This window comes from Sphingobium sp. LB126, from assembly GCF_002795205.1.
Classification (GTDB): Bacteria; Pseudomonadota; Alphaproteobacteria; order Sphingomonadales; family Sphingomonadaceae; genus Sphingobium; species Sphingobium chungbukense.
In genome coordinates this window covers 928515-950446 of sequence record NZ_NETV01000001.1, presented here as the reverse complement: position 1 = coordinate 950446, position 21932 = coordinate 928515, and the positions used below count along the sequence as shown (strand labels likewise).

22 protein-coding genes are annotated in these 21932 nt (G+C 65.2%); 14 read left to right on the top strand and 8 right to left on the bottom strand.

The features are described from left to right. Positions 1–109: 109 nt before the first annotated feature. A complete protein-coding gene (locus CAF53_RS04590) occupies positions 110–742 on the top strand; it encodes a GntR family transcriptional regulator (RefSeq protein WP_046764933.1) in 633 nt (210 codons plus the stop codon). 17 nt (positions 743–759) lie between these two features. Here the strand turns inward: CAF53_RS04590 and leuD are convergent, their stop codons facing one another. The 6 genes from leuD to CAF53_RS04560 form a co-directional block, all read right to left on the bottom strand. Then, positions 760–1347: a 3-isopropylmalate dehydratase small subunit gene (gene leuD, locus CAF53_RS04585; protein ID WP_046764800.1), complete on the bottom strand. Its 588-nt coding sequence runs from the start codon at positions 1345–1347 to the stop codon at positions 760–762. Continuing rightward, positions 1344–2801: a 3-isopropylmalate dehydratase large subunit gene (gene leuC, locus CAF53_RS04580; protein WP_100238690.1), complete on the bottom strand. Its 1458-nt coding sequence runs from the start codon at positions 2799–2801 to the stop codon at positions 1344–1346. Before leuC ends, leuD begins: the two co-directional genes overlap by 4 nt. Before the next feature lie 529 nt (positions 2802–3330). Then, entirely contained in the window at positions 3331–4086 is a 756-nt protein-coding gene (locus tag CAF53_RS04575) for a FadR/GntR family transcriptional regulator (protein ID WP_100237452.1), read from the bottom strand. Between the two features lie 19 nt (positions 4087–4105). Beyond that, positions 4106–5029, bottom strand: a complete 924-nt coding sequence (locus CAF53_RS04570; protein ID WP_046764797.1) for a Gfo/Idh/MocA family oxidoreductase — start codon at positions 5027–5029, stop codon at positions 4106–4108. After that, positions 5026–6603: an aldehyde dehydrogenase (NADP(+)) gene (locus CAF53_RS04565; RefSeq protein ID WP_100237451.1), complete on the bottom strand. Its 1578-nt coding sequence runs from the start codon at positions 6601–6603 to the stop codon at positions 5026–5028. The genes CAF53_RS04570 and CAF53_RS04565 overlap by 4 nt, the downstream gene beginning before the upstream one ends. Positions 6604–6635: 32 nt before the next feature. Further along, positions 6636–8438: an IlvD/Edd family dehydratase gene (locus tag CAF53_RS04560; protein WP_046764796.1), complete on the bottom strand. Its 1803-nt coding sequence runs from the start codon at positions 8436–8438 to the stop codon at positions 6636–6638. 122 nt (positions 8439–8560) lie between these two features. Here CAF53_RS04560 and CAF53_RS04555 point away from each other — a divergent pair, with 122 nt between their 5' ends. Then, positions 8561–9451, top strand: a complete 891-nt coding sequence (locus CAF53_RS04555) for a 2-dehydro-3-deoxygalactonokinase (protein WP_100237450.1) — start codon at positions 8561–8563, stop codon at positions 9449–9451. 106 nt (positions 9452–9557) lie between these two features. Further along, the gene (locus tag CAF53_RS04550; RefSeq protein WP_100237449.1) at positions 9558–10187 is read left to right on the top strand and encodes a 2-dehydro-3-deoxy-6-phosphogalactonate aldolase; all 630 of its coding nucleotides are present in this window, start codon (positions 9558–9560) and stop codon (positions 10185–10187) included. Positions 10188–10212: 25 nt separating this feature from the next. On the opposite strand, the gene CAF53_RS04545 is transcribed toward CAF53_RS04550, so the two are convergent. Then, the gene (locus CAF53_RS04545) at positions 10213–12258 is read right to left on the bottom strand and encodes a PAS domain-containing sensor histidine kinase (RefSeq protein WP_100237448.1); all 2046 of its coding nucleotides are present in this window, start codon (positions 12256–12258) and stop codon (positions 10213–10215) included. A gap of 145 nt (positions 12259–12403) precedes the next feature. On the opposite strand from CAF53_RS04545, the gene CAF53_RS04540 reads away from it, so the two are divergent. The 6 genes from CAF53_RS04540 (at position 12404) to CAF53_RS04515 (ending at position 16713) form a co-directional block, all read left to right on the top strand. Then, complete coding sequence (locus tag CAF53_RS04540; protein ID WP_100237447.1) at positions 12404–13450, top strand: COX15/CtaA family protein; 1047 nt, start codon at positions 12404–12406, stop codon at positions 13448–13450. After that, on the top strand, positions 13447–13767 hold the full coding sequence (cutA, locus tag CAF53_RS04535) for a divalent-cation tolerance protein CutA (protein ID WP_100237446.1): 321 nt from the start codon (positions 13447–13449) through the stop codon (positions 13765–13767). The genes CAF53_RS04540 and cutA overlap by 4 nt, the downstream gene beginning before the upstream one ends. Before the next feature lie 130 nt (positions 13768–13897). Beyond that, a complete protein-coding gene (rplM, locus tag CAF53_RS04530) occupies positions 13898–14377 on the top strand; it encodes a 50S ribosomal protein L13 (RefSeq protein WP_046764791.1) in 480 nt (159 codons plus the stop codon). After that, positions 14377–14913, top strand: a complete 537-nt coding sequence (gene rpsI, locus CAF53_RS04525; RefSeq protein ID WP_052757470.1) for a 30S ribosomal protein S9 — start codon at positions 14377–14379, stop codon at positions 14911–14913. The genes rplM and rpsI overlap by 1 nt, the downstream gene beginning before the upstream one ends. 169 nt (positions 14914–15082) lie before the next feature. After that, positions 15083–15265 carry a CsbD family protein gene (locus tag CAF53_RS04520; RefSeq protein ID WP_100237445.1) on the top strand — a complete coding sequence of 61 codons (183 nt, stop codon included), beginning with the start codon at positions 15083–15085 and terminating at the stop codon, positions 15263–15265. A gap of 125 nt (positions 15266–15390) precedes the next feature. Next, complete coding sequence (locus tag CAF53_RS04515; protein WP_100237444.1) at positions 15391–16713, top strand: aminopeptidase P family protein; 1323 nt, start codon at positions 15391–15393, stop codon at positions 16711–16713. Here the strand turns inward: CAF53_RS04515 and CAF53_RS04510 are convergent. Further along, positions 16710–18083 carry an amino acid carrier protein gene (locus CAF53_RS04510; protein ID WP_046764788.1) on the bottom strand — a complete coding sequence of 458 codons (1374 nt, stop codon included), beginning with the start codon at positions 18081–18083 and terminating at the stop codon, positions 16710–16712. The genes CAF53_RS04515 and CAF53_RS04510 overlap by 4 nt on opposite strands. Before the next feature lie 90 nt (positions 18084–18173). Between CAF53_RS04510 and glmM the strand changes: the two genes are divergently transcribed. The 5 genes from glmM (at position 18174) to CAF53_RS04485 (ending at position 21932) form a co-directional block, all read left to right on the top strand. Continuing rightward, on the top strand, positions 18174–19514 hold the full coding sequence (gene glmM / locus CAF53_RS04505) for a phosphoglucosamine mutase (protein ID WP_100237443.1): 1341 nt from the start codon (positions 18174–18176) through the stop codon (positions 19512–19514). Beyond that, on the top strand, positions 19514–19738 hold the full coding sequence (locus CAF53_RS04500; protein ID WP_100237442.1) for a DUF1272 domain-containing protein: 225 nt from the start codon (positions 19514–19516) through the stop codon (positions 19736–19738). Before glmM ends, CAF53_RS04500 begins: the two co-directional genes overlap by 1 nt. Further along, a complete protein-coding gene (gene thiD, locus CAF53_RS04495) occupies positions 19735–20496 on the top strand; it encodes a bifunctional hydroxymethylpyrimidine kinase/phosphomethylpyrimidine kinase (RefSeq protein WP_100237441.1) in 762 nt (253 codons plus the stop codon). The genes CAF53_RS04500 and thiD overlap by 4 nt, the downstream gene beginning before the upstream one ends. Next, a complete protein-coding gene (locus CAF53_RS04490) occupies positions 20489–21088 on the top strand; it encodes a ribonuclease HII (protein WP_046764930.1) in 600 nt (199 codons plus the stop codon). The genes thiD and CAF53_RS04490 overlap by 8 nt, the downstream gene beginning before the upstream one ends. Positions 21089–21287: 199 nt before the next feature. After that, a complete protein-coding gene (locus tag CAF53_RS04485) occupies positions 21288–21932 on the top strand; it encodes a L,D-transpeptidase family protein (RefSeq protein ID WP_046764784.1) in 645 nt (214 codons plus the stop codon).

Below are 21932 nucleotides of genomic sequence, written 5' to 3'. Positions count from 1 at the left end.
GGAGAAGCTGGGATGTGGGTGAAGAAAGGCCTGTAAATGTGCACAGGCGATGGTATGCGTTGCCGGTCAGGCTTTCATCTGGCCGGGACGGCAAACGGAATTGGAGATCATGAACGCAAGCGAGCGCGCCTATGCGATCATCCGGCAACGCATATTGGACGGGACCTTCCCTCCGGGAAGTCAGCTTCGGGAGGAGGAAATAGCCGAGGCGTGCGGCGTGTCGCGAACGCCCGTGCGGGACGCGATGAGGCGGCTGGAAACCGAGATGTTCGTGGAGCGGAGCGACAGCAACCGGTCCTTCGTGACGGTGTGGAAGGAGAGCGATCTGGAGGAGCTGTTCATGCTCCGATCCGTACTGGAAAGTCATGCCGCGGAGCGGGCGGCGAAAGCGATCACGGCCGATGTCGTGGATCTGCTGAAAATCTCCAACAACCGGATAGCCGAGGCCATCGCCAAGGAAACGCCCGACATCGAGACCTTCCTCAAGGAGAATGCGACCTTCCACGAGCTGGTCGTGGGGGCTGCGGCGTCCGAACGGCTGGCGTTCATGATTTCACGGCTGGTGTTCATCCCCGTTGTATACAAAACAGCCATCCGTTACGACCGCGAGGAGCTGCACAAGAGCCTTTCGGACCATCGCGAGATCACCGCGGCACTCGAAGCGGGCGACGCGGAATGGGCGGGTGCCGCCATGAAATCGCATATCCGCCGCGCCTATCATGCGCAGGCAAAGCGATCATGACGGCTGCGATGCCGGGTTCAGGCCGCCGATAACCACGGACGGTCTTGCGCCGTCATATGCTCATGGTCGTCGATCGCGCTTTCCATCGATAATGTCAGGCCGATCTCATCAAGTCCCTGAAGCAGGCACTGGCGACGAAACGCGTCGATCGCGAAAGGGAAGACGTCGCCAAGATTTGATGTAACAGTCATCGTTTCGAGATCCACGATGATCTCATGATTCTTCGTGACCTCGATCAGTCGATCGATTGCAGGCTGCGGCAGTGTAACGGTCAAAATGCCGTTCTTGAACGCGTTGCCGGAAAATATGTCGGAAAAACTCGGTGCGAGAACGGCTTCAATTCCCATGTCGGCCAGGGCCCATGCGGCATGTTCACGGCTGGAGCCGCAACCGAAATTATCGCCCGCGATCAGGATGGGGGCCCCTGCATAGCGTGGATCGTCGAAGATGTTGCCGGGCTGGGCACGCAGGCTTTCGAACGCCCCTTTGCCAAGGCCCCGGCGTGAGATGGTCTTCAGCCACTGTGCGGAGATGATCACATCGGTATCGACATTCTTGGCGCCCCAGGGATAGGCGCGCCCTTCGACCTTGCTGATCGGCTTCATGGGGTCAACTCCCGGGCGTTGCCCATAAGTTCGCGCACGTCGGCCAATCGACCCGTCACGGCGGCGGCCGCCGCCATGGCGGGCGACAGAAGGTGCGTGCGCGACCCGGGTCCCTGTCGGCCGACGAAATTGCGGTTCGACGTCGATGCGCAGCGTTCGCCGGCGGGAATCCTGTCGGGGTTCATGCCCAGGCATGCGGAGCATCCCGGTTCCCGCCATTGAAATCCGCTTTCGATGAAGATGCGGTCCAGCCCTTCCTCCTCGGCCTGGTGCTTGACGAGTCCCGATCCGGGCACGGCCAACGCCTGCCTGATGCGGGAGGAAATCTTCCGCCCCTTCAGCACCGCGGCGGCGGCGCGCAGATCCTCGATCCGGCTGTTGGTGCAACTTCCGATGAAGATATGTTCGATGCCGATATCTTCCATCCGGCGATGGGGAACCAAGCCCATATAATCCAGCGAACGCCTGGCGGCATCGCGCCTGGAATCGTCTGCGAACTGTTCGGGATCGGGAACCGATCCGGTGATCGGCGTGACGTCTTCCGGATTTGTGCCCCAGGTGACGTTGGGCGCTATGGTTCCGGCGTCGATCAGAAGCCGCTTGTCATATGTGGCGCCCGGATCGCTGGGCAGCGTTCTCCACCATGCAAGGGCGGCTTCCCACGCATGATCCTTCGGCGCCATGGGACGGCCCCGCAAATAGGCATAGGTTTTTTCGTCAGGCGCGATCAGTCCGGAGCGTGCGCCATGTTCGATGGCCATATTGGCCACGGTCAGCCTGCCCTCGATCGACATGTCGCGAATGGTGGACCCGGTATATTCCGCGACGAAGCCGCTGCCGCCGGCCGCACCGAGTTGCGCCACGATCTGGAGGATGACGTCCTTCGGGCCGACGCCGAAGCCCAGGCTGCCCTCGATGCGAACCTCAAGTTTTTTCGAAGGCTTCAACAGGAGCGTCTGCGTGGCCAGGACATGCTCTATCTCGCTCGTGCCGATGCCGAAGGCGAGCGCTCCGAGCGCGCCGTGCGAAGCGGTGTGGCTGTCGCCGCAGACCAGGGTGGCGCCCGGCAGCGTAAAGCCTTGTTCCGGGCCGACGACATGCACGATGCCCTGTTCGGGCGCCGTGGCGTCGAAATAGCGTATTCCGTATTGCGCGGCGTTCTTCCGCAGGAGGGCAAGCTGTTGGGCCGATTGCGGATCGGTGACGGCCACCGGCCGGCCCTGCGGGTCGACCCGCGCCGTTGTCGGCAGATTATGATCGGGCACCGCCAGCATCAAATCCGGTCGCCGGACGGTGCGCCCAGCCGTGCGCAATCCCTCGAAAGCCTGAGGGCTGGTCACTTCATGGATGAGATGGCGATCTATGTAGATGAGGCAAGTGCCATCGGGGCGCCTGTTCACCACATGGGCGTCCCATATTTTCTCGTAAAGGGTTCGGGGGCGGCCTGTCCGCATGCTGTCCATTGAAGGCCCTTCTCCAGATGAAACGCATTGCGCTTCTCGATGTATCGCGAAAATGTATACTATAACTCGTATTGTAAAGGATAATAGCCCGGATAATTGCGGAAAACTCCGCGATCGTCAATATGTATGTATACAATATATCGAAATCACGGAGGCTGCGATGCGGCATCGGCGCGACGCCTGTCCTACGCCTCGCGCAGGAAGGTGCGACGGTGACGACCAGCAAGTGCCGGCCATGATCGATGGAAGCGGCGCCTTTCGAAGCGAAAAAAAGCCCCGCCGGAGCACAAGCTCCACGGCGGGGCCGAGGTTCAGGGCCGCCCGAAGGGGGGAACGGGCGGTCTGGTTCTTCTTAAGGTCGAAAGATGAATTTCCGATGACCGGCGCCGCCGCCTTTCATGACAAATTGTTAACCCTATGGGCCTGGAGCGATGTCAAGTGAGATGGAATATCTTACGACTCATAACTCACGGAAAATAAATAAATTAAAGCATTTCGTTTAATCTGATCGGCGCATGCTTTAATCACGAAGCGGTTCGGACAGGGCGATATCCATATCCGCCAGCGCCAGCCGCAGCAATTCCACCATGGTAGACCGCGCCGCGGCCGTGTCACGGGCGGCGATGGCGTGATAGACCGCCTTGTGATCGGGTAGGGGATCGCGCGGCAGCAGCTTCTTGCGATGCTTGAAGGTGGTGGTCCAACTCACCGCCGCCCCCACCGAGCTTGCCAGTGCGGCGAGCGCGTCATTATGGGTTGCGGCGAGGATCGCGTGGTGGAAACGCTGGTCGGCGGCGCGGCCTTCAGGCGTCGATAGGCCGCATTTCTCCATATCCTCCAACGCCCGCGTCATCACGGCGAGCTGGTCGTCGGTGCGCCGCCGCGCGGCGAATTCCGCCGCCGCCGGCTCGATCACGCCGCGCAGTTCGAACAGGTCGCGGATGAAGTCGCGGTCCGGTTCCCCCGCGAACATCCAGGCGAGAATTTCGGGGTCCAGCACATTCCAGCGGCTGCGCGGCAGCACGCGCGTTCCAGCCTTGGGGCGGCTTTCCAGCATGCCTTTGGCAATCAATATGCGTACCGCCTCCCGATAGGCGGTGCGGGAGACGTGGAGCCGTTCCGACGCCTCGATCTCCCCTTCGAACAGGTCGCCGGGCTTGTGGACGCCCATCAGGATCGCTGTGCCCAACTGCCGGGCAATGGCCTGATGGATGCGGAGCGAGCCTTCTTCCGCCGCGAACTTGCGTTCCGTCACGTCCTTGCGCTCGCTCCCCAAAACCCCGGCTCCCCTTCTATCAGTCCTCGAACGCCGTCGTAGGGCAATGCCGCCCGCAAAGAAAGGCATCGGCCACCAATCGCAACGGAGCGATATCGGCATCGATCGCCTTGTCCGCCGTCAATTGCACGAATCGGCGGTACATGGCCGGATATTCCTCGTCCGGCGCCTTCACCTGAACTTCGCCGTCCAGCCGCAGCATATTGCCGCCCTCTGACAGCAGCAGGCGGCCATTTCCCGTTTCGACTGCGATGTCCCAGGTCTGCGGCCCGGTCTGGCGCCAGTCGAACACCGCCTCCACCGGCGCGCCCGAAGCGGTTGCCATCTTGAGCGCGGCGCCGATCGGCGCATCCTTGTTCTGCGGCACCTCCAGGCTGGCGGACAGCAGGGTGACCGGTTCGGGTACGATCTCCGTCAGGATGGAAAGCGCGTTGATACCGGGATCGAACACGCCGAAACCGCCCGCTTCCCAAATCCAGGGTTGGCCGGGATGCCAGTGGCGCACATCCTCGCGCCACTGGATGTCGATGCGCTCGATGGTGCGCGACGCCAACCACGCCTTCGCCTGCGCGACGGCGGCGGCATAGCGGCTGTGCCAGCTCGCATAGAGCGTGACGTTCCGCGCCTTCGCCAGCGCGACCAGCGCCTCCACCTCCGACACGGTGGCGCCCGGCGGCTTTTCCAGGAAGACATGTTTGCCCGCCAATATCGCCTGTCGCGCCGCCTGATAGCGGACCTGCGGCGGCTGGCACAGGATCACGGCATCGAGTTCCGGCTCGCCCGCCAGCATGGCATCAAGGTTGGGATAATTGCTGACCCCTTCACCCTGCGCATTGCGGCTGGCGACCGCGACCACTTCTATGCCCGCGGTCTTTTCGATCGCGGGAAGATGCTGGTCGCGGGCGATCTTGCCCAGGCCGACAAGGCCTGCCCTGATCGTCATGCGGCGACTTCCAGCCTGCCCTCGACGCGACGGGTGAGCTTCCACGGATTGGCGGCCTGAAGCGCGGGTGGCAACACCGCGTCGGCCACATCCTGATAGCAGACCGGGCGCAGGAAGCGCATCATCGCCAACGTGCCGACGGAGGTGGTGCGCCCATCGGAGGTCGACGGGAAGGGGCCGCCATGTACCATGGCATGGGTCACTTCCACCCCGGTCGGCCAGCCGTTGGCCAGCACGCGACCCACTTTCCGGGAGAGCGTGGGCAGCAGCTTCGCGGCATCGACCTGATCGCTTTCGTCCATCTGAAGCGTCGCGGTCAACTGACCCTCCATGCGGCCGATGGTGTCGATGACTTCCTCGACGGTCGCGCATTTGACCAGGATGGAAGAAGAGCCGAACACTTCATGCGCCAGCGCCGGATTGGCGCGGAACTGCTCGCCGGTCGCCGCGAACAGCGCGTGCTGCCCGCGATTGACGCCGTCCGCCGCCGCGCCGCGCGCGATGGTGGTGACGCCCTTAGCCCCGGCCAGGGCGGCGACGCCCTTTTCATAGGCGGCGTGGATGCCGGGCGTCAGCATGACCTGCGCACCATTGCCCGACAGCGCCCCGGCGGCGGACGCGACGAAACGGTCGAGATCGGGGCCGTCCAGCGCGATCACCATCCCCGGATTGGTGCAGAACTGGCCGGAAAACAGCGTCAGCGACCCGACGAAGGCCGTGCCCAGCGCCTCGGCGCGATTGGCCAGCGCACCGGGCAACAGCACGACGGGGTTGATGCTCGACATTTCGGCATAGACCGGGATCGGCTCGTCGCGTCCCGCGGCGATCTTCATCAGGGCAAGGCCGCCGCCCCGCGATCCGGTGAAGCCCACCGCCTTGATGCGCGGATCGGCCACCAGCGCGCCGCCAAGGTCATTGGTCGTGCCGGGCAGGTAGGAAAACACGCCTTCATGCAGGCCGCTGTCCTTCACGGCCGCGGCAATGGCGCGGGCCACCAGTTCGCCGGTGCCGGGATGGGCGGGATGGCCCTTGACCACGACCGGGCAACCGGCGGCGAAGGCCGATGCGGTGTCGCCGCCCGCGACCGAGAAGGCGAGGGGGAAGTTGGACGCGCCGAACACCGCGACCGGGCCGACCGCCTGATTGACGCGGCGCAGGTCGCTGCGCGGCAGCGGCTGGCGCTCCGGCAGCGCCTTGTCGATGGTGGCGTCCAGCCAGTCGCCCTGCCGCACATAGCTGGCGAACAGGCGAAGCTGCCCGACGGTGCGGCCGCGTTCTCCCTCCAGTCGGCCGCGCGGCAGGCCGCTTTCGCTCATGGCCGTGGTGATCAGCAGGTCGCCAATCGCCATGATCTGGTCAGCCACGCCTTCCAGAAAGGCGGCGCGGGCATCGGGTGCCAGCGTCGAGAAGCCCTCGAACGCCGCATCGGCGAGCGCACATGCGTCCGCGACATCGGCCGCCGACGCGTTGTGGAAAGCGACCTCGCCCCTCGCGCCGGTCGACGGATCGACGGCGAAGAAGGGCTCGCCGCCCAGGCGCTCGGCAGCGCCGACAAGAATGGCTCCGTTGAACATGGGGAATACTCCGGAAATAGGGGATGGTTAATTCAATGATTGTCGCGGGGCAGGCCCTTGGTCTGGGCGATGCGCTGATATTTCTCGGCTCCCTCCAGGATCGCGCCGGTATCCATCTGGCCGACCACGGAGCGCTGGATTTCCTGCCAGGGCGTCTGCGACGCGGGATATTTGAACCCGCCCTCCGCTACCAGCTTCGCCCGGCGGCTTGCCAGTTCCTCGTCGGAAATCAGCGCGTTCACTTTACCCTTGTTCAGGTCCATGCGCACCCGGTCGCCGGTCCGGAGCAGCGCCAGCCCGCCCATGGCCGCCGCTTCGGGCGAGGCGTTGAGGATCGACGGGCTGCCCGACGTGCCCGATTGTCGCCCGTCGCCTATGCAGGGCAGGGCCGATACGCCCTCTGTGATGAGGTAGGCGGGCGGCCGCATGTTCACCACTTCCGCCGCGCCTGGATAGCCGACCGGGCCGGCGCCGCGCATGAACAGCAGCGTATCGGGTGTGATGCCCGTTGCTGGATCGTCGATCCGCGCATGATAATCCTCCGGCCCGTCGAACACGACCGCCGGGCCTTCAAAAGCATTGGGATCGTCGGGGTTGGAGAGATAGCGCTGGCGGAACTCCTCGGAGATCACGCTGGTCTTCATCACCGCCGCGTCGAACAGATTGCCCGACAGGACGAGGAACCCGGCCTCTTCCTTCAGCGGCTGGGCGAAGGGGCGGATGACCTTCTCATCCTCGATCGCCACGTCCCGGCAATTCTCGCCCATGGTCCGGCCGTTGACGGTCATCGCGTTCTCGCGGATCAGACCCTGCCCGATGAGCTGGCCCACCACGGCGGGCACGCCCCCGGCGCGATAATAATCCTCGCCCAGATATTCGCCCGCAGGCTGGAGGTTCACGAGCAGCGGCACCTTGTGCCCCACCGTCTCCCAATCCTTGAGCGGCAGGTCGACGCCGACATGGCGCGCGATCGCCGCCAGATGGATGGGCGCGTTGGTCGAGCCGCCAATGGCGGAATTGACGACGATGGCGTTATGGAAAGCGTCCAGCGTCAATATGTCGGAGGGCTTCAGATCCTCCGCCACCATCTCGACGATCCGCTTGCCGGTGCGATAGGCGACCTCCTGCCGGTCGCGATAGGGCGCCGGGATCGCCGCCGACCCGGGCAGCATCATGCCCAGCGCCTCGGCCAGCGAGTTCATCGTCGTCGCCGTGCCCATGGTGTTGCAATAGCCGGTCGAGGGGGCGGAGGAGGCCACCAGCTTGATGAATCCCTCATCGTCGATCTTGCCCGCTGCCAGCAATTGCCGCGCATGCCAGACGATGGTGCCCGAACCCGTCCGCTCGCCCTTGTGCCAGCCGTTCAGCATCGGTCCCACCGATAGGGCGATGGCGGGAATATTCACGGTCGCCGCCGCCATCAGCAGCGCGGGCGTGGTCTTGTCGCAGCCGGTGGTCAACACCACACCGTCCAGCGGATAGCCATAGATCGCCTCGACCAGCCCCAGATAGGCGAGGTTGCGGTCCAGCCCCGCCGTCGGCCGCTTGCCCGTCTCCTGGATCGGATGCACCGGAAATTCCAGCGCGATCCCGCCCATTTCGCGGATGCCTTCGCGCACCCGCTCCGCCAGTACCATATGATGGCGGTTGCAGGGCGACAGGTCGCTGCCGGTCTGGGCGATGCCGATGATCGGCCTGCCGCTGCGCAATTCCTCCAGCGACAGCCCGAAATTCAGATAACGCTCCAGATAAAGCGCGGTCATGTCGATATTGTCTGGGTTGTCGAACCAGGCGCGGCTACGCAGCTTATGGGCAGGCTTGGACGAATCGCTCATTGAATAGGCACCCTGTCGCAGGAAATGGCAGATGGATTCTGGGGCACGTTGACGCGCTTGCCCTTCCGATATACTCATACAAATAGAAATTCAAGGATGCTTGGGCCCCAGTGACAAATTTGATGAGCCAATATGCGGTCGTCGGGGACTGGGGGACCAGCCGCTTGCGCCTCTTCCGCATGGAGCAGGGCCGCGTCACCGCGCGTCACGATGGCCCGGGTATCGGCGCGGTGGGGCAGGAAGCAGAGGCCGCCTTCGCCGCCACCATCGCCCCCTGGCTGGAGGAGGGGGCGCCCAGGGAGATACGCCTCTGCGGCATGGCCGGCGCGCGCGACGGCTGGGTGGAGGCGCCCTATGCCGATTGTCCCGCCGATGCCGAATCCTGGCGCGCCGCCGCGAAGCGGTTCGACTGGCGTGGCACGCCGGTCAGCATCATGGCGGGGGTCGCCTGCGTCGGAGAGGATGGCGCGCATGATGTGATGCGCGGCGAGGAAACGCAGATTTTCGGCGCCATGGCCCGCGATCCGGCGCTGGCGCGGGGGCGGCATCTCATCGTCCTGCCCGGCACGCACAATAAATGGACGGTGGTGGAGGATGGCCGCATCGCCTCCTTCCGCACCATGCCGACGGGGGAATTGTTCGCCCTGTTGCGGGACCATTCCACCTTGGGGCCGAAAACCGACCGGGCCCATCCGGCGCAGGAGGCGCTGGGGTTCGGCGAAGGGCTGGAGCGGGCGGGGGAGGGGCGGCTGCTGTCCTCGCTGTTCGCCGCGCGGGCGATGCGATTGCGGGCGGGACGCTCGGCCGAGTGGGCCACGGGTTATCTGTCCGGCCTCATCATCGGCTGCGAGATTGCGGAGATGCGTGGTACGCTTGAGGAAGTGGACGACATTCTCCTGATCGGGGACGCCCAGCTTGCGGTCCGCTATGCGCAGGCGCTCGGAAGGCAGGGGCTGGCGTCCCAACTGCTGGATGGCGATGCCTGCTCGCTCGCCGGGCTGGGATTGGTTTAGATGAGGGGATGGTAAGCTGTCATTCCCCATCCCGCAGGCGGGCGGGGAACGGCTGGAAATGACCAACGATAAACCGCCCCATAAGCCCATTGACGGAGCCCCTCCCATGACATTCGACGACCTGCTTGCCTCCGGCGCGCCGCCCATCTGCGCGATCCTGCGCGGCCTCCAGCCCGATGAGGCGATCGACATAAGCGCGGCGCTGGTCGAAGCGGGCATCCGCATCCTCGAAGTCCCCTTCAACTCCCCCGAACCGCTGCAAAGCATCGCCGCGATGCAGGCCGCATTCGGTGACCGCGCGCTGATCGGCGGCGGCACGGTGCTCTCTGTCGATGCGGTGGAGGGGTTGCATGGTGCGGGTGGCCGCATCATGATCACGCCCAATACGGACTCCCAGGTGATCGCCAGAGGGGCCGAACTCGGTCTTGAGCTGCTTCCCGGCTTCATGACTCCGAGTGAGGCATTCGTCGCCATCGGGGCGGGCGCGCGCCGCATCAAGCTGTTCCCGGCCGCGCTTATGGGTCCCGCTTATGTAAGGGCGCTGAAGGACGTGCTGCCCAAACAGGTCCGCGTCTGGGCGGTGGGCGGCACGGGTGCGGACACGGTCGGGGAATGGCTGGCCGCCGGTTGCGAGGGGATTGGTGTCGGCGGCGCGCTCTATCGGCCCGGCGACGACGCCGGAACGGTCAGGGATCGGGCCCTGGAACTGGTCGCCGCGTGGAAGCGCACCCAATGACCATGGCATCGAAGGACCGGGCGCCTCACACCACCTGACGCGCCTCGGTGCGATCCAGCATATCCCGCACCTTCGCCGCCAGCTCGGCATAGGTGAAGGGCTTGGTCAGCAATTCCACCCCCGGATCGAGCCGGCCGTGATGGATGATCGCATTGCGGGCATAGCCGGTCGCGAACAGCACCTTCAGGCCCGGCTGCCGCACCTGCGCCTCCTGCGCGATGTCGGCGCCGGTCATTCCGCCTGGCAGGATGACGTCGGTGAACAGCAGGTGGACCGGCTCCGGGGCCTCTTCCAGCGCCTGCAACGCGGCCGCGCCGTTGCCCGCCTCGATCACTTGATAACCCAGTTCCCTCAGCACATCGACGGTATAGGCGCGGACTTTCTCGTCATCCTCGCACACCAGCACCGTCTCGTCGCCGCCGCATATCGGCGGGGTCCGATGCTCCGCGCCCGTGTCGTTGTCCGGCAGGGGGCCGTAGAAGCGGGGCAGGTAGATCTTCACCGTCGTGCCGTGCCCGGCCTCCGAATAGACGCGGATATGGCCGCCCGACTGCTTGATGAAGCCATAGACCATGGAAAGGCCCAGGCCCGTGCCGCGCCCGACCTCCTTGGTGGTGAAGAAGGGTTCGATGGCGTGGCTCAGCACCTCCTCGTCCATGCCCTCACCGGTGTCGGATACGCTGATCAGCACATATTGGCCCGGCAACACCTCCGCCTCCTGCGCGGCATAGACGGCATCGATATGGGTGTTGGCGACCTCGATGGTCAGCTTGCCGCCCAGCGGCATCGCGTCGCGCGCGTTGACGGCCAGGTTCAATAACGCATTTTCCATCTGGTTGATGTCGATCTCGACCGCCCAGACCCGCGCCCCCTGGATCAGCTCGATCTCGATCGTCTCGCCCAGCGACCGTATCAGCATGTCGGACATGCCGCTCACCAATCGGTTGGGATCGATCCGCTCGGGCGCGAGCGGCTGGCGGCGGGAAAAGGCGAGCAGCCGCTGGGTCAGCAGCGCCGCGCGTTCGGCCCCCGCCATGGCGTTGTCCGCCGCCCGGCGCAATCGCGGCTGATCATCGTCGGAGATTTTTTCTAGACCGCGTTGCAACAGTTCCAGATTGCCGGTGACGATCTGGAGCAGATTGTTGAAATCATGCGCCACCCCGCCGGTAAGCTGGCCCAGCGTCTCCATCTTCTGCGCCTGCCGCAGCGCCTCTTCCGCGTCCGCCAGCGCCCTGGCATGGGCCCGCTGTTCCGTCACATCGCGGGCGACGCAATAGATGAGGTCGTTTTCCGGCACGGCGGTCCAGCTGAAATTGCGATAGCCGCCGTCCTTCGCGCGGAATCGGTTTTCGAAACGCACCGTCGGCCTGCCGCTCGCCAGACCGGCCAGTTCGCCCCGCGTCCTCTCCAGATCGTCGGGATGTTCCATCCATTCCGACGTGCGGCCGATCAGTTCCTGTTCGCTCCAACCCAATATATCGGTCCAGGCGGGACTGGCGGCGATCCACACGCCGTTCCTGTCTGCGACCAGGAAAGGGTCGCGCGCCAGCGCCCACAGCCGGGCGCGGTCCGCCCGCATCTCCTGCTCGGCCCGCACGCGCCTGGTCGTCTCGCTGACGATGCAGAGCGCGCCGCCGATCGATCCGTCCGCCTCGAACACAGGGGAATAGCTGATGTCGAAGAACACCTCTTCCCCCTGGTCGCCGTCGCGCTCGATATAGAAGGGGCGATCCTTGGCATGCACCGACTGGCCGTCCTGGATCACGGACCGCAGCAACGGCTCCAGATCGTCCCATAGCTCTGCCCAACCCTCCCGCGCTGGACGGCCCAGCACGCGTGGATGCTTGTCGCCGATGGTGGGCATATAGGCTTCATTATAGAGGGCGCACAGGTCCGGCCCCCAGAACAGCACGATCTCGGCCGTGGACGACAGCATCAGCCGGACGGTCGATATCAGCGCGGGCGACCAGCCCTCTACCGGACCCAGCGGCGAGTTGGCATCGATCTGCGCGGTCAGGGCACCGATCGGCCCTTGCGCGGCGATCATGGCGGCAGTGCCGGCACTGCTCATCGCCTATCCTCGATCAATCTCCTCATGAGGCCAGATACGCCTGTCCAACCTTTTGTATCCGTTGCTGCGCGGGCCGTTATGACCTTTTGTCCATCTTCCGGGTTATCCTTGCAACAGGGCGAACAACAGCGCATGGATCGGCGCCATGACCGCGTTGACCCTCAGCCGCCCCGCCATAGCCGTCCCGCGTCCAGCATCGATCGCGCGCTGGCTGCTGGCCGTCGCCGCCCTCGTCTTCTGCATGGTCGTGGTGGGCGGCATCACCCGCCTGACCGAATCCGGCCTGTCGATCACCCAGTGGAAGCCGATCACCGGCGCCATCCCGCCGCTGACCCACGATCAGTGGATGGAGGCGTTCCGCGACTATCAGCAGATTCCCGAATATCAGCAGCTGCGGCAGGGCATGACGCTGGGCGATTTCCAGTTCATCTTCTTCTGGGAATGGGTCCACCGGCTGCTGGGGCGGCTGATCGGCATGGCCTTCGCGTTGCCCTTGCTCTGGTTCGCATGGAAAAGGGCGATTCCGCAGGGCTATGGGCCGCGCCTCATCGCTTTGCTGGCACTGGGCGGATTGCAGGGCGCGATCGGCTGGTGGATGGTGAAGTCGGGCCTGTCGGTGCGCACCGACGTCAGCCATTATCGCCTCGCCGTGCATCTGCTGACGGCATTGTTCATCATGGGCGGGCTCATCTGGACCGCGCTCGACCTGCTGACCCGGTCGAGGACGCCCTTCGCCAAGCCGGCTATGCTGCATCCCTTCGCGATCGCCGCGCTGGTCGCGCTGCTGGTGCAACTCATGTTCGGCGCGTTCACCGCGGGGCTGGATGCGGGCTATGTGTCCAGCACCTGGCCGCTGATGAACGATCATTTCGTGCCGCGGGGCATAGAGTGGCTCGGCTCGCTCTGGGCCACGATATCGAGCGATCCCTATCTGGTGCATTTCATCCATCGCTGGTGGGCCTGGATCACGGCCGCCATGCTGATCCTGCTCGCCCGCATGGCGAAGCAGGCCGGGGATCGCGGTCCTTCGATCGCGCTCAATGCCGCCGTCGGTACGCAGATCGCGCTCGGTATCGCCACCGTCATCAGTGGCATCGCGCTGCCGCTCGCCGTGCTGCACCAGGCGGTCGGCGCGCTGGTGGTCGCCGCTGCCGCCTGGGCGGCGCACAGCCTTGGGGAACGGCGGGGATGAGCGCCGTCGCGCTCGTCTACACGCTGTTCGGCTCGCGCGACGCGGCGATGCGGGTGGCGCGCCGGCTGATCGAGGAACGGCTGATCGCCTGCGCCAACTTGTTGGGGGAGGCGACGTCCATCTACGAATGGAACGGCGTGCTGGAGGAGACGGCGGAGGTGCCCGTCCTCTTCAAGACCGCGCCGTCGCGCCGCGAAGCGCTGATGGCGCGCATCGCGGAACTGCATGATTATGAGGTTCCCGCGATCCTCGCCCTGCCGGTGGAGGCCGCCGACAGCGGCTTCGCCCGCTGGGTGGGTGAACAGCTCGCCAAGTAACGGGTATTATTTTACCCGTCAGCAAAGCCGCCGAATCTCTTGACTTGTGCGGCCCCACCCGTCATTAGCGCGCATCTTCCGAAGGCCGGCGACGGCGATCGGTTTATGCATTTAACTGGAGATTGGCACCATGAAGGCGCTGATGAAGACCACCAAGCCGGCAACCCCGGCAACGGTCGAAAAGAAGTGGATCCTGATCGACGCGGAAGGTCTCGTCGTCGGCCGCCTCGCTTCGACCGTCGCGAACATCCTGCGCGGCAAGCACAAGCCGAGCTTCACCCCCCACGTCGATTGCGGTGACAATGTCATCATCATCAACGCTCAGAAGGTGAAGTTCACCGGCCGCAAGCTGACCGACAAGGTCTATTACAAGCACACCGGCTATGCCGGCGGCATCAAGGAAACCACCCCCCAGAAGGTTCTGGAAGGGCGTTTCCCCGAGCGCGTCCTGGAAAAGGCCGTTGAGCGCATGATCCCCCGTGGTCCGCTGGGCCGCCAGCAGATGCGCAACCTGCGCATCTTCGCCGGTGCCGAGCATTCGCACGCTGCGCAGAACCCCGAAGTGCTCGACTTCGCGTCGCGCAACCGCAAGAACAAGGTGGGTGCCTAATGTCCGATAACCGCCAGTCCCTGTCCGACCTCGCGTCGCTGACCGCCAACGCTCCGGCGCCTGCCGTCGCTGCCGAAACCGTCGCCGCCGACGCGCCGATCGCTCCGGTTCAGCCCTCGGCTCCGCTGCGCGCCCAGGAAATCGACAGCCTCGGCCGCGCCTATGCGACCGGCCGCCGCAAGGACGCCGTCGCCCGCGTCTGGGTGAAGCCCGGCACCGGCAAGATCACGGTCAACGGCCGCGATCAGGAAGTCTATTTCGCTCGCCCGACCCTGCGTCTGGTGATCAACCAGCCCTTCGGCGTCACCGAGCGTGAAGGCCAGTATGACGTGATCGCCACCGTCAAGGGCGGCGGTCTGTCGGGCCAGGCCGGCGCGGTCAAGCACGGCATCGCCCAGGCTTTGTCGAAGTACGAACCGGCGCTGCGCAGCGCGGTCAAGGCCGAAGGCTTCCTGACCCGCGACAGCCGCGCCGTCGAGCGTAAGAAGTACGGTAAGGCCAAGGCCCGCCGCAGCTTCCAGTTCTCGAAGCGCTGATCGGTTCGATCGGAACGACATTTGGGGAAGGGCCGGATTTTCCGGCCCTTTTCTTTTGGCGTCCAAAAGGCCGCCCCTGCCCAGGCCCACTATTTCGCTTTCGCACCGATGGCAACCTTCTGTCCGCCCCGCTGTTGATCCTGCAACAGCAACAGACAGGAGAAGTCCCATGGGCGAACTGACCGACAAGGCAAAGGCTGCGGGTAACAAGGCGACGGGCGCCGTCAAGGAAGCCGTCGGCAAGAACAGGCGTGATCCCGATCTGGTCGCGGAAGGCCAGGCACAGAAGGCCAAGGGCACGGTGCAGGACATCAAGGGATCAGTGAAAGGCGCGCTTGGCGACAAGATCTGATCCGCCATTGCCCGCGCTTCGGAAGGCCTCGCCGATCGGCGGGGCCTTTACTGTATCATCGCCCTGATACGCCCTTGCCGATCATGCCCTTTCATGCTCCTGTCGGCGCAGCAAGGGAGATTTCTATGTATGATCGGCGGACCATGCTGACGGGCGCTACGGCATCCCTGGTCCTTTCCACGCGACTCTCCGCGCAGACAATGCCGCCGCAGGGCTTCGCGACCCCGGCGGGCACATCACCCTTCGCGCCTGACATATTCCGTGAGCGCCGCCGCCGCGTCATGGATGTGCTGAAGGACGGCGTTGCGGTCGTCTTTGGCGCCGATCCAGTGCAAAGCAGCGCCGCGGTGGCGCCGCCATTCGTTCAGGACGGCGATTTTGCCTGGCTGACGGGCATCGTCGATGAGCCCGGCGCGATCCTGATCATGGCGCCCGCCGAGCGGACGATCAAGGAATGGCTGCTGCTCCCCTCGCGCGATCCGGAGGCGGAACGCTGGGAAGTCGAGCGCCTGCCGCTGGGCACCGAACTGGAGCGTCGCACCGGCTTTGCCCGCGTGTCGCGGACGGGCGGCCTCGGCAGCCTCGTGACGACCCTTGCCGAACGCTCCAAGACGCTGCATTTCCTAGGGCCGATTGTCAGCGCTTCCGCCCCGGTGCCAAAGGCGCTGGAACTTTACGGCAAGGTGATGCAGCGGGTTCCGGGCGTCTCGCTCAAGGATGAAAGCGCCCTGTTGCCTTCGCTGCGCATCGTCAAGGAACCGCGCGAACTCGACCTGATGCGCAAGGCGGCGGCGGCCACGGCGCGCGGGCATATCGCCGCGATGAAGCAGGTGCGCCCCGGCATGACCGAAAAGCAGTTGAAGGCCATCCTGGAGGATGCCTTCCGTGCCGGGGGCGGGGAAGGATTGGCCTATGACAGCATCGTCGCGACGGGGCGCAACGCCGCTTCGCTGCATTATACCGGCGGCAGCGGCGTGATCGGGACCAACGATCTGATCCTGATCGATGCCGCCGCCTCGGTGGGTGGCTATGCCTGCGACGTGACGCGCACATTCCCGGCGAGCGGCAAATTCACCTCCGAACAGCGCGCCTCCTATGAACTGGTCCTCGCCGCCCAGGCCGCCGCCGTCGCGAAACTCAAGGCCGGCGTCTATTATGAGGATCTGGTGGAGGCGGCGAAGGACGTCTTCCGCAAGGCCGGGCGGATTGACGACTTCACTCATGGACTTGGCCATCTGGTCGGTCTGGACGTGCATGATGTGGGGGACATGGCGAAACCGTTGCCGGCAGGTGCGGTCATCACGATAGAGCCCGGACTCTATGTCCAGTCCGCCAATATCGGCATCCGGATCGAGGACCTCTACCTGATCACCCAGACCGGATCGCAGCGGCTGAGCGAAGGCGTTCCCCGGACCGTGGAGGAGGTCGAGGCGGCGATGGCGCGTTAATCCTCTTCGGGCGTCGCCAGATAAGCCCGAACGTCGCGCCGCAATTCCCCGGCGCAGAGATAGAGCGCGATCACATTGGGGATCGCCATCAGGAAGAAGCTGCTGTCGACGATGCCGACCACCCGGCCGAGGTCGATGGCGGCCGCCGGTGGCAGGGCGACGATATAGAGGATCTTGTAGCTCCACTGCGCCTTCGGCCCGTTGCCGAACAGATAGCCCCAGGCCTGCAAGCCGTAAAAGCCCCAGGCGACCAGCGTCGAATAGGCGAACAGCACCACCACGACCGCCAGAAGCCAGGGGAAGGAGGGCGATACCTGCGCGAAGGCGGCGGAGGTGATCGCGATCCCTTCCAGCCCGCTCTTCCACGTCCCGGCGACCACCAGCGCCAGCCCGCCCAGCGCACAGACGATCATCGTCCCGAGCAGCGGCTCCAGCAATGCGACCAGCCCCTCGGACACCGGATGCCGCGCGCGGGCCAGACTATGGGCCATGACCGCCGACCCGACGCCCGCCTCGCTTGCGAACACGGCGCGGCGCATGCCCGCGACGAACGCGCCCACCGCGCCGCCGGTCGCGGCCTGCCCGCTCCAGGCGCCGTGCCAGATTTCCATCAGAGCCGCGGGGATGGCGGCGGCGTGCAGGATTAGCACCGTCGCGACGCCGATCAGATAGACCGCGACCTTGAGCGGCGTCAGCCGCTTCGCCACCTCGCCCAGCCATGCCGCGCCGCCGAGCGTCACCAGCGCCACCGCGCCAGCGAGGATGATGCCATAGGCCCAGCCGTTGCCGAAACCCGTGACCACCTTCACCTGTGCGAAGCTTTGGTTGACCTGCACCATCGGGATCGCGCCGAACAGCGCGAAAAAGGCGTATGATCCGCCCAATATCAGCCCGATCCTGGGCCAGCCCCGCGCCGTGCCCACCGCCTTGAGCACATACATCGGCCCGCCATGCACATGGCCTTGGGCGTCGAAGGTGCGATATTTGAGTCCCAGCGTCACCTCGGCCATCTTCACCGTCATGGCGAACCAGCCGATGACGAACATCCAGAGGATCGCGCCCGGCCCGCCCATGGTCAGTGCCACTGCCACGCCCGCGATATTGCCGAGGCCGATGGTCCCCGAAAGCGCCGTGGACAGCGCGCCCCATTGGCTGACATCGCCCTTCGCCTCTCCTTCATGCGGTTGCGTCCGCAGGACGCGGATCGCCCGGCCCACCGCCGTGACATTGGGAAAGCCCAGCCACACCGTGAAGAACAGCATCGGCAGCGCCAGATAGAGCACGATCAGTTCGATCTGCGTCCCCAGCACGGGCACTTTCATGAAGACCGCGCCGGAAAGGGCGTCGATCGCTGCATTGAATCCGTCCATTTGCAAGGGGATGGCCGCTCCTTGCTGGAAAGTCGAACAAAGATTGCTATGGGAAGGGAACAGGGTTCACCGCACCGGCGGATGAGGATTATGAGCAGAAAATATTTCGGCACCGACGGCATTCGTGGGCGCACCAATCAATGGCCGATGACCGCCGAACTGGCGATGAAGGTGGGCATGGCCGCAGGCAAGCATTTCCAGCGCGGCACCCATCGCCATCGTGTGGTGATCGGCAAGGACACGCGGCTTTCGGGCTATATGGTGGAAAATGCGCTGGTCGCGGGCTTCACCGCCGTCGGCATGGACGTGGTGCAGTTCGGGCCGATCCCCACCCCGGCCGTGGCGCTGCTCGCCCATTCGATGCGCGCCGATCTGGGCGTCATGATCTCGGCCAGTCACAATCCCTATTATGACAATGGCATCAAGCTGTTCGGTCCCGACGGGTACAAGCTGTCCGACGAGGATGAGCTGAAGATCGAAGCGATGCTGGAACAGGAAATTCCACTCGCCGCGTCACAGGACATCGGCCGTGCCCGTCGTGTCGAGGACGCGCGGGGCCGCTACATCCATGCGGTCAAGTCCAGCTTCCCCGCCGATTTGCGGTTGGATGGGCTGAAGATCGTGGTCGATTGCGCCAATGGTGCGGCCTATCAGGTGGCGCCGTCCGCCTTCTGGGAATTGGGGGCGGAGGTGGTCGCGATCGGCGTCTCGCCCGACGGCACAAATATCAACGACCGTTGCGGTTCGACTTCGCCGCAGCTTTTGCAGGAGACGGTGGTGTCGTCCGGTGCGGACATCGGCATCGCGCTGGACGGTGATGCGGACCGGCTGATCGTCGTCGATGAACATGGCACGATCGTCGACGGCGACCAGATCATGGCGCTGATCGCCGGGAATTTCGCGAAGGCGGGCACCCTGCGCGGTGGCGGGTTGGTGGCGACGGTCATGTCGAACCTCGGGCTGGAGCGCTTCCTCGCCGGGCAGGGCATGGCGCTGGAGCGGACCAAGGTCGGCGACCGCTATGTCCTGGAACGGATGCGCGAGGGTGGGTTCAATGTTGGCGGCGAGCAGTCGGGGCACATGATCCTGTCCGATTATGCGACGACCGGGGACGGCACGGTAGCGGCGTTGCAGGTATTGGCCGCGCTGGTGCGCTCGGGCAAGCCGGCGAGCGAGGTGCTGCACCAGTTCGATCCGGTGCCGCAATTGCTCAAGAATGTCCGCTTCTCAGGCGGCAAGCCGCTGGAACATGAGGATGTGAAGCGGGTGATCGCGCAGGCCGAGGCGGAACTGAACGGCAGCGGGCGGCTGGTGATCCGCCCTTCGGGGACGGAGCCGGTGATCCGCGTCATGGCCGAGGGCGACCGGGAGGAGCAGGTCAAGGACGTGGTCGAGCGCATCTGCGACGCCGTGGCGAAGGCGGCGGCCTGATGCTGGACATGCGCCCCGACTGCGAACGTTGCGGCATCGACCTGCCCGCCGATGAGCCGGGCGCATTCATCTGTTCCTTCGAATGCACCTATTGTGCGCCGTGCGCGGAAGCGTTGGACGACCGTTGCCCCAATTGCGGCGGGGAATTGATGGACCGGCCGACGCGGGTGGGTAATGCGCTGAAACGGCACCCGGCCTCGACGGAGCGCAAATACAAGACATGAGCGTCGCGCGCATTCTCATCATTGCCGGGTCTGACAGCGGGGGCGGGGCGGGCATCCAGGCGGATATCCGTACCGTGACGCTGCTGGGCGGCCACGCCATGACCGCGATCACCGCGATCACGGCGCAGAACACGCTGGGGGTACAGGGCGTCCACCCCGTGCCGGTCGACATGGTGCTCCAGCAGATGGAGAGCGTCATCAGCGATATCGGCGTCGATGCGGTGAAGATCGGGATGATCGGATCGGCGGAGACTGCGGCGGCGGTGGCGGAGCGGCTGGCGGGGCTGGAGCATGTGCCGATCGTCTTCGATCCGGTCATGGTGGCGACGAGCGGGTCGATGCTCGCGGATGCGGCGACGATCGCGGCCTTTGAGAAGCTGATGGCGCTGGCGACGCTGGTGACGCCCAATATTCCCGAACTGGCGGCGCTGGGCGGCGAGGAGATCGCGATTCGCTTCGCCACCCATGTACTGGCCAAGGGCGGCCACGGCGAGGGTCCGATGCTGACCGACCGGCTGATCGGGCCGCGAGGCGTGCGCAAGGCCTGGAGCAATGCGCGGATCGACACGCCGCACACCCATGGTACCGGCTGCACCCTGGCCAGCGCGATCGCGACGGGCCTGGGGCAGGGATGGGACCTGATCGACGCGATCGAGCGGGCACGCAAATATGTGCGGGAAGCGTTGAAGCTCGCGCCGGGGCTGGGGCAGGGGCATGGGCCGATGGGCGCGCCGTTCGGATTCCATCACCATGCCTGATTTTTTCCATGAACTGCTGCATCGTCCGGGACTGGTCGCCGGGGTGGACGAAGCGGGGCGGGGACCGCTGGCCGGGCCCGTGGTCGCGGCGGCGGTGATCCTGCGGCAGGAGGATTGTCCGGAAGGCCTCAACGACAGCAAGCAGTTGAGTGCCGCCCGGCGCGCCGTGCTGGAGGGGGAGATCAAGGCGCGGGCGCTCTGCTGGGGGCTGGGCGTCGCTTCGGTCGACGAGATTGACAGCCTCAACATCCTCTGGGCGACCATGCTGGCGATGACGCGGGCGGTCGAGGCGCTCACCCAGGATTGCGCCCATGTGCTGGTGGACGGCAATCGTTGCCCGCAATGGCGCTGGGCTTCGACGGCGATCGTCGAGGGCGACGCCAAATGCCTGTCGATCGCGGCGGCCTCCATCCTGGCGAAGGAGGCGCGCGACCGGATGATGATCGAAGCGGCGGCGGCACATCCGCATTATGGCTGGGAAAGCAACAAGGGCTATGGCAGCGCCAAGCATCTCGCTGCGCTCAGGGAGCATGGGCCAACACCGCTGCATCGCAGGAGCTTTGCGCCGGTCGCGCAACTCAGCCTGCTGTAGGATTTCAGATGACAGCGCGATGAGGGCCCGGAAAGACCGATTTTCGCGCCTTTTCCCTGCTTCATGGCGGACGGTCGAAGGTGCCGGCACGACGTTGGGCGTGGACGATAGGACACCGATACTGGGCTGTCCCGCCTCGGGATGAGCGGAGGCGATATGGGGGCTGGTGCCGCCGCGCCTTGTGGTTAAAAAAGCGTATATGTCCTTTGTCCACCTCCTTCTCGGGCTGTTTGCCTGCCTGTTGTTGACGCCGCCAGTGCTGGCGGAAGAGGGACCCGTCGCGCCGGGGAGCTATCGTTGGATGGAGGAGGGGCCCTTTGCCGGACCGCTCTATCTGGTGATCAGCATCGAGCGGCAGACGGTGCACGTCTATGACGGCGACCGGCTGATCGGGGTCGCCAGCGTCTCGACCGGGATGAAGGGGCACCGCACGCCGACCGGGGAGTTCCCGATATTGCAGAAGCGCGAATGGCATCGGTCGAACATCTATTCGAACGCGCCCATGCCCTTCATGCAGCGGCTGACCTGGGACGGGATCGCGCTGCACGCGGGGCACAATCCGGGCTATCCGGCGAGCCATGGTTGCATTCGGCTACCCCATGCCTTTGCGCGCAGGCTGTTCGGAATGACGCAGGTCGGAACCCTGGTCAGCGTGACACCGGATCGCCTGAGTCCTGTGCTGATGGTGGACGCACTGGTGGTGGGCGATCCGGGGAGCGCCATCGTGACCTTTGCGCCGAAGGCCGCCCCCATGCTTCTGGCGCAGCGGACGGAGGGAGCGATTATGGCGCCGATGCTGGAGGTCGATCCGGGAATCTTCCGGTTGCGGTTGATGCGGCGATAG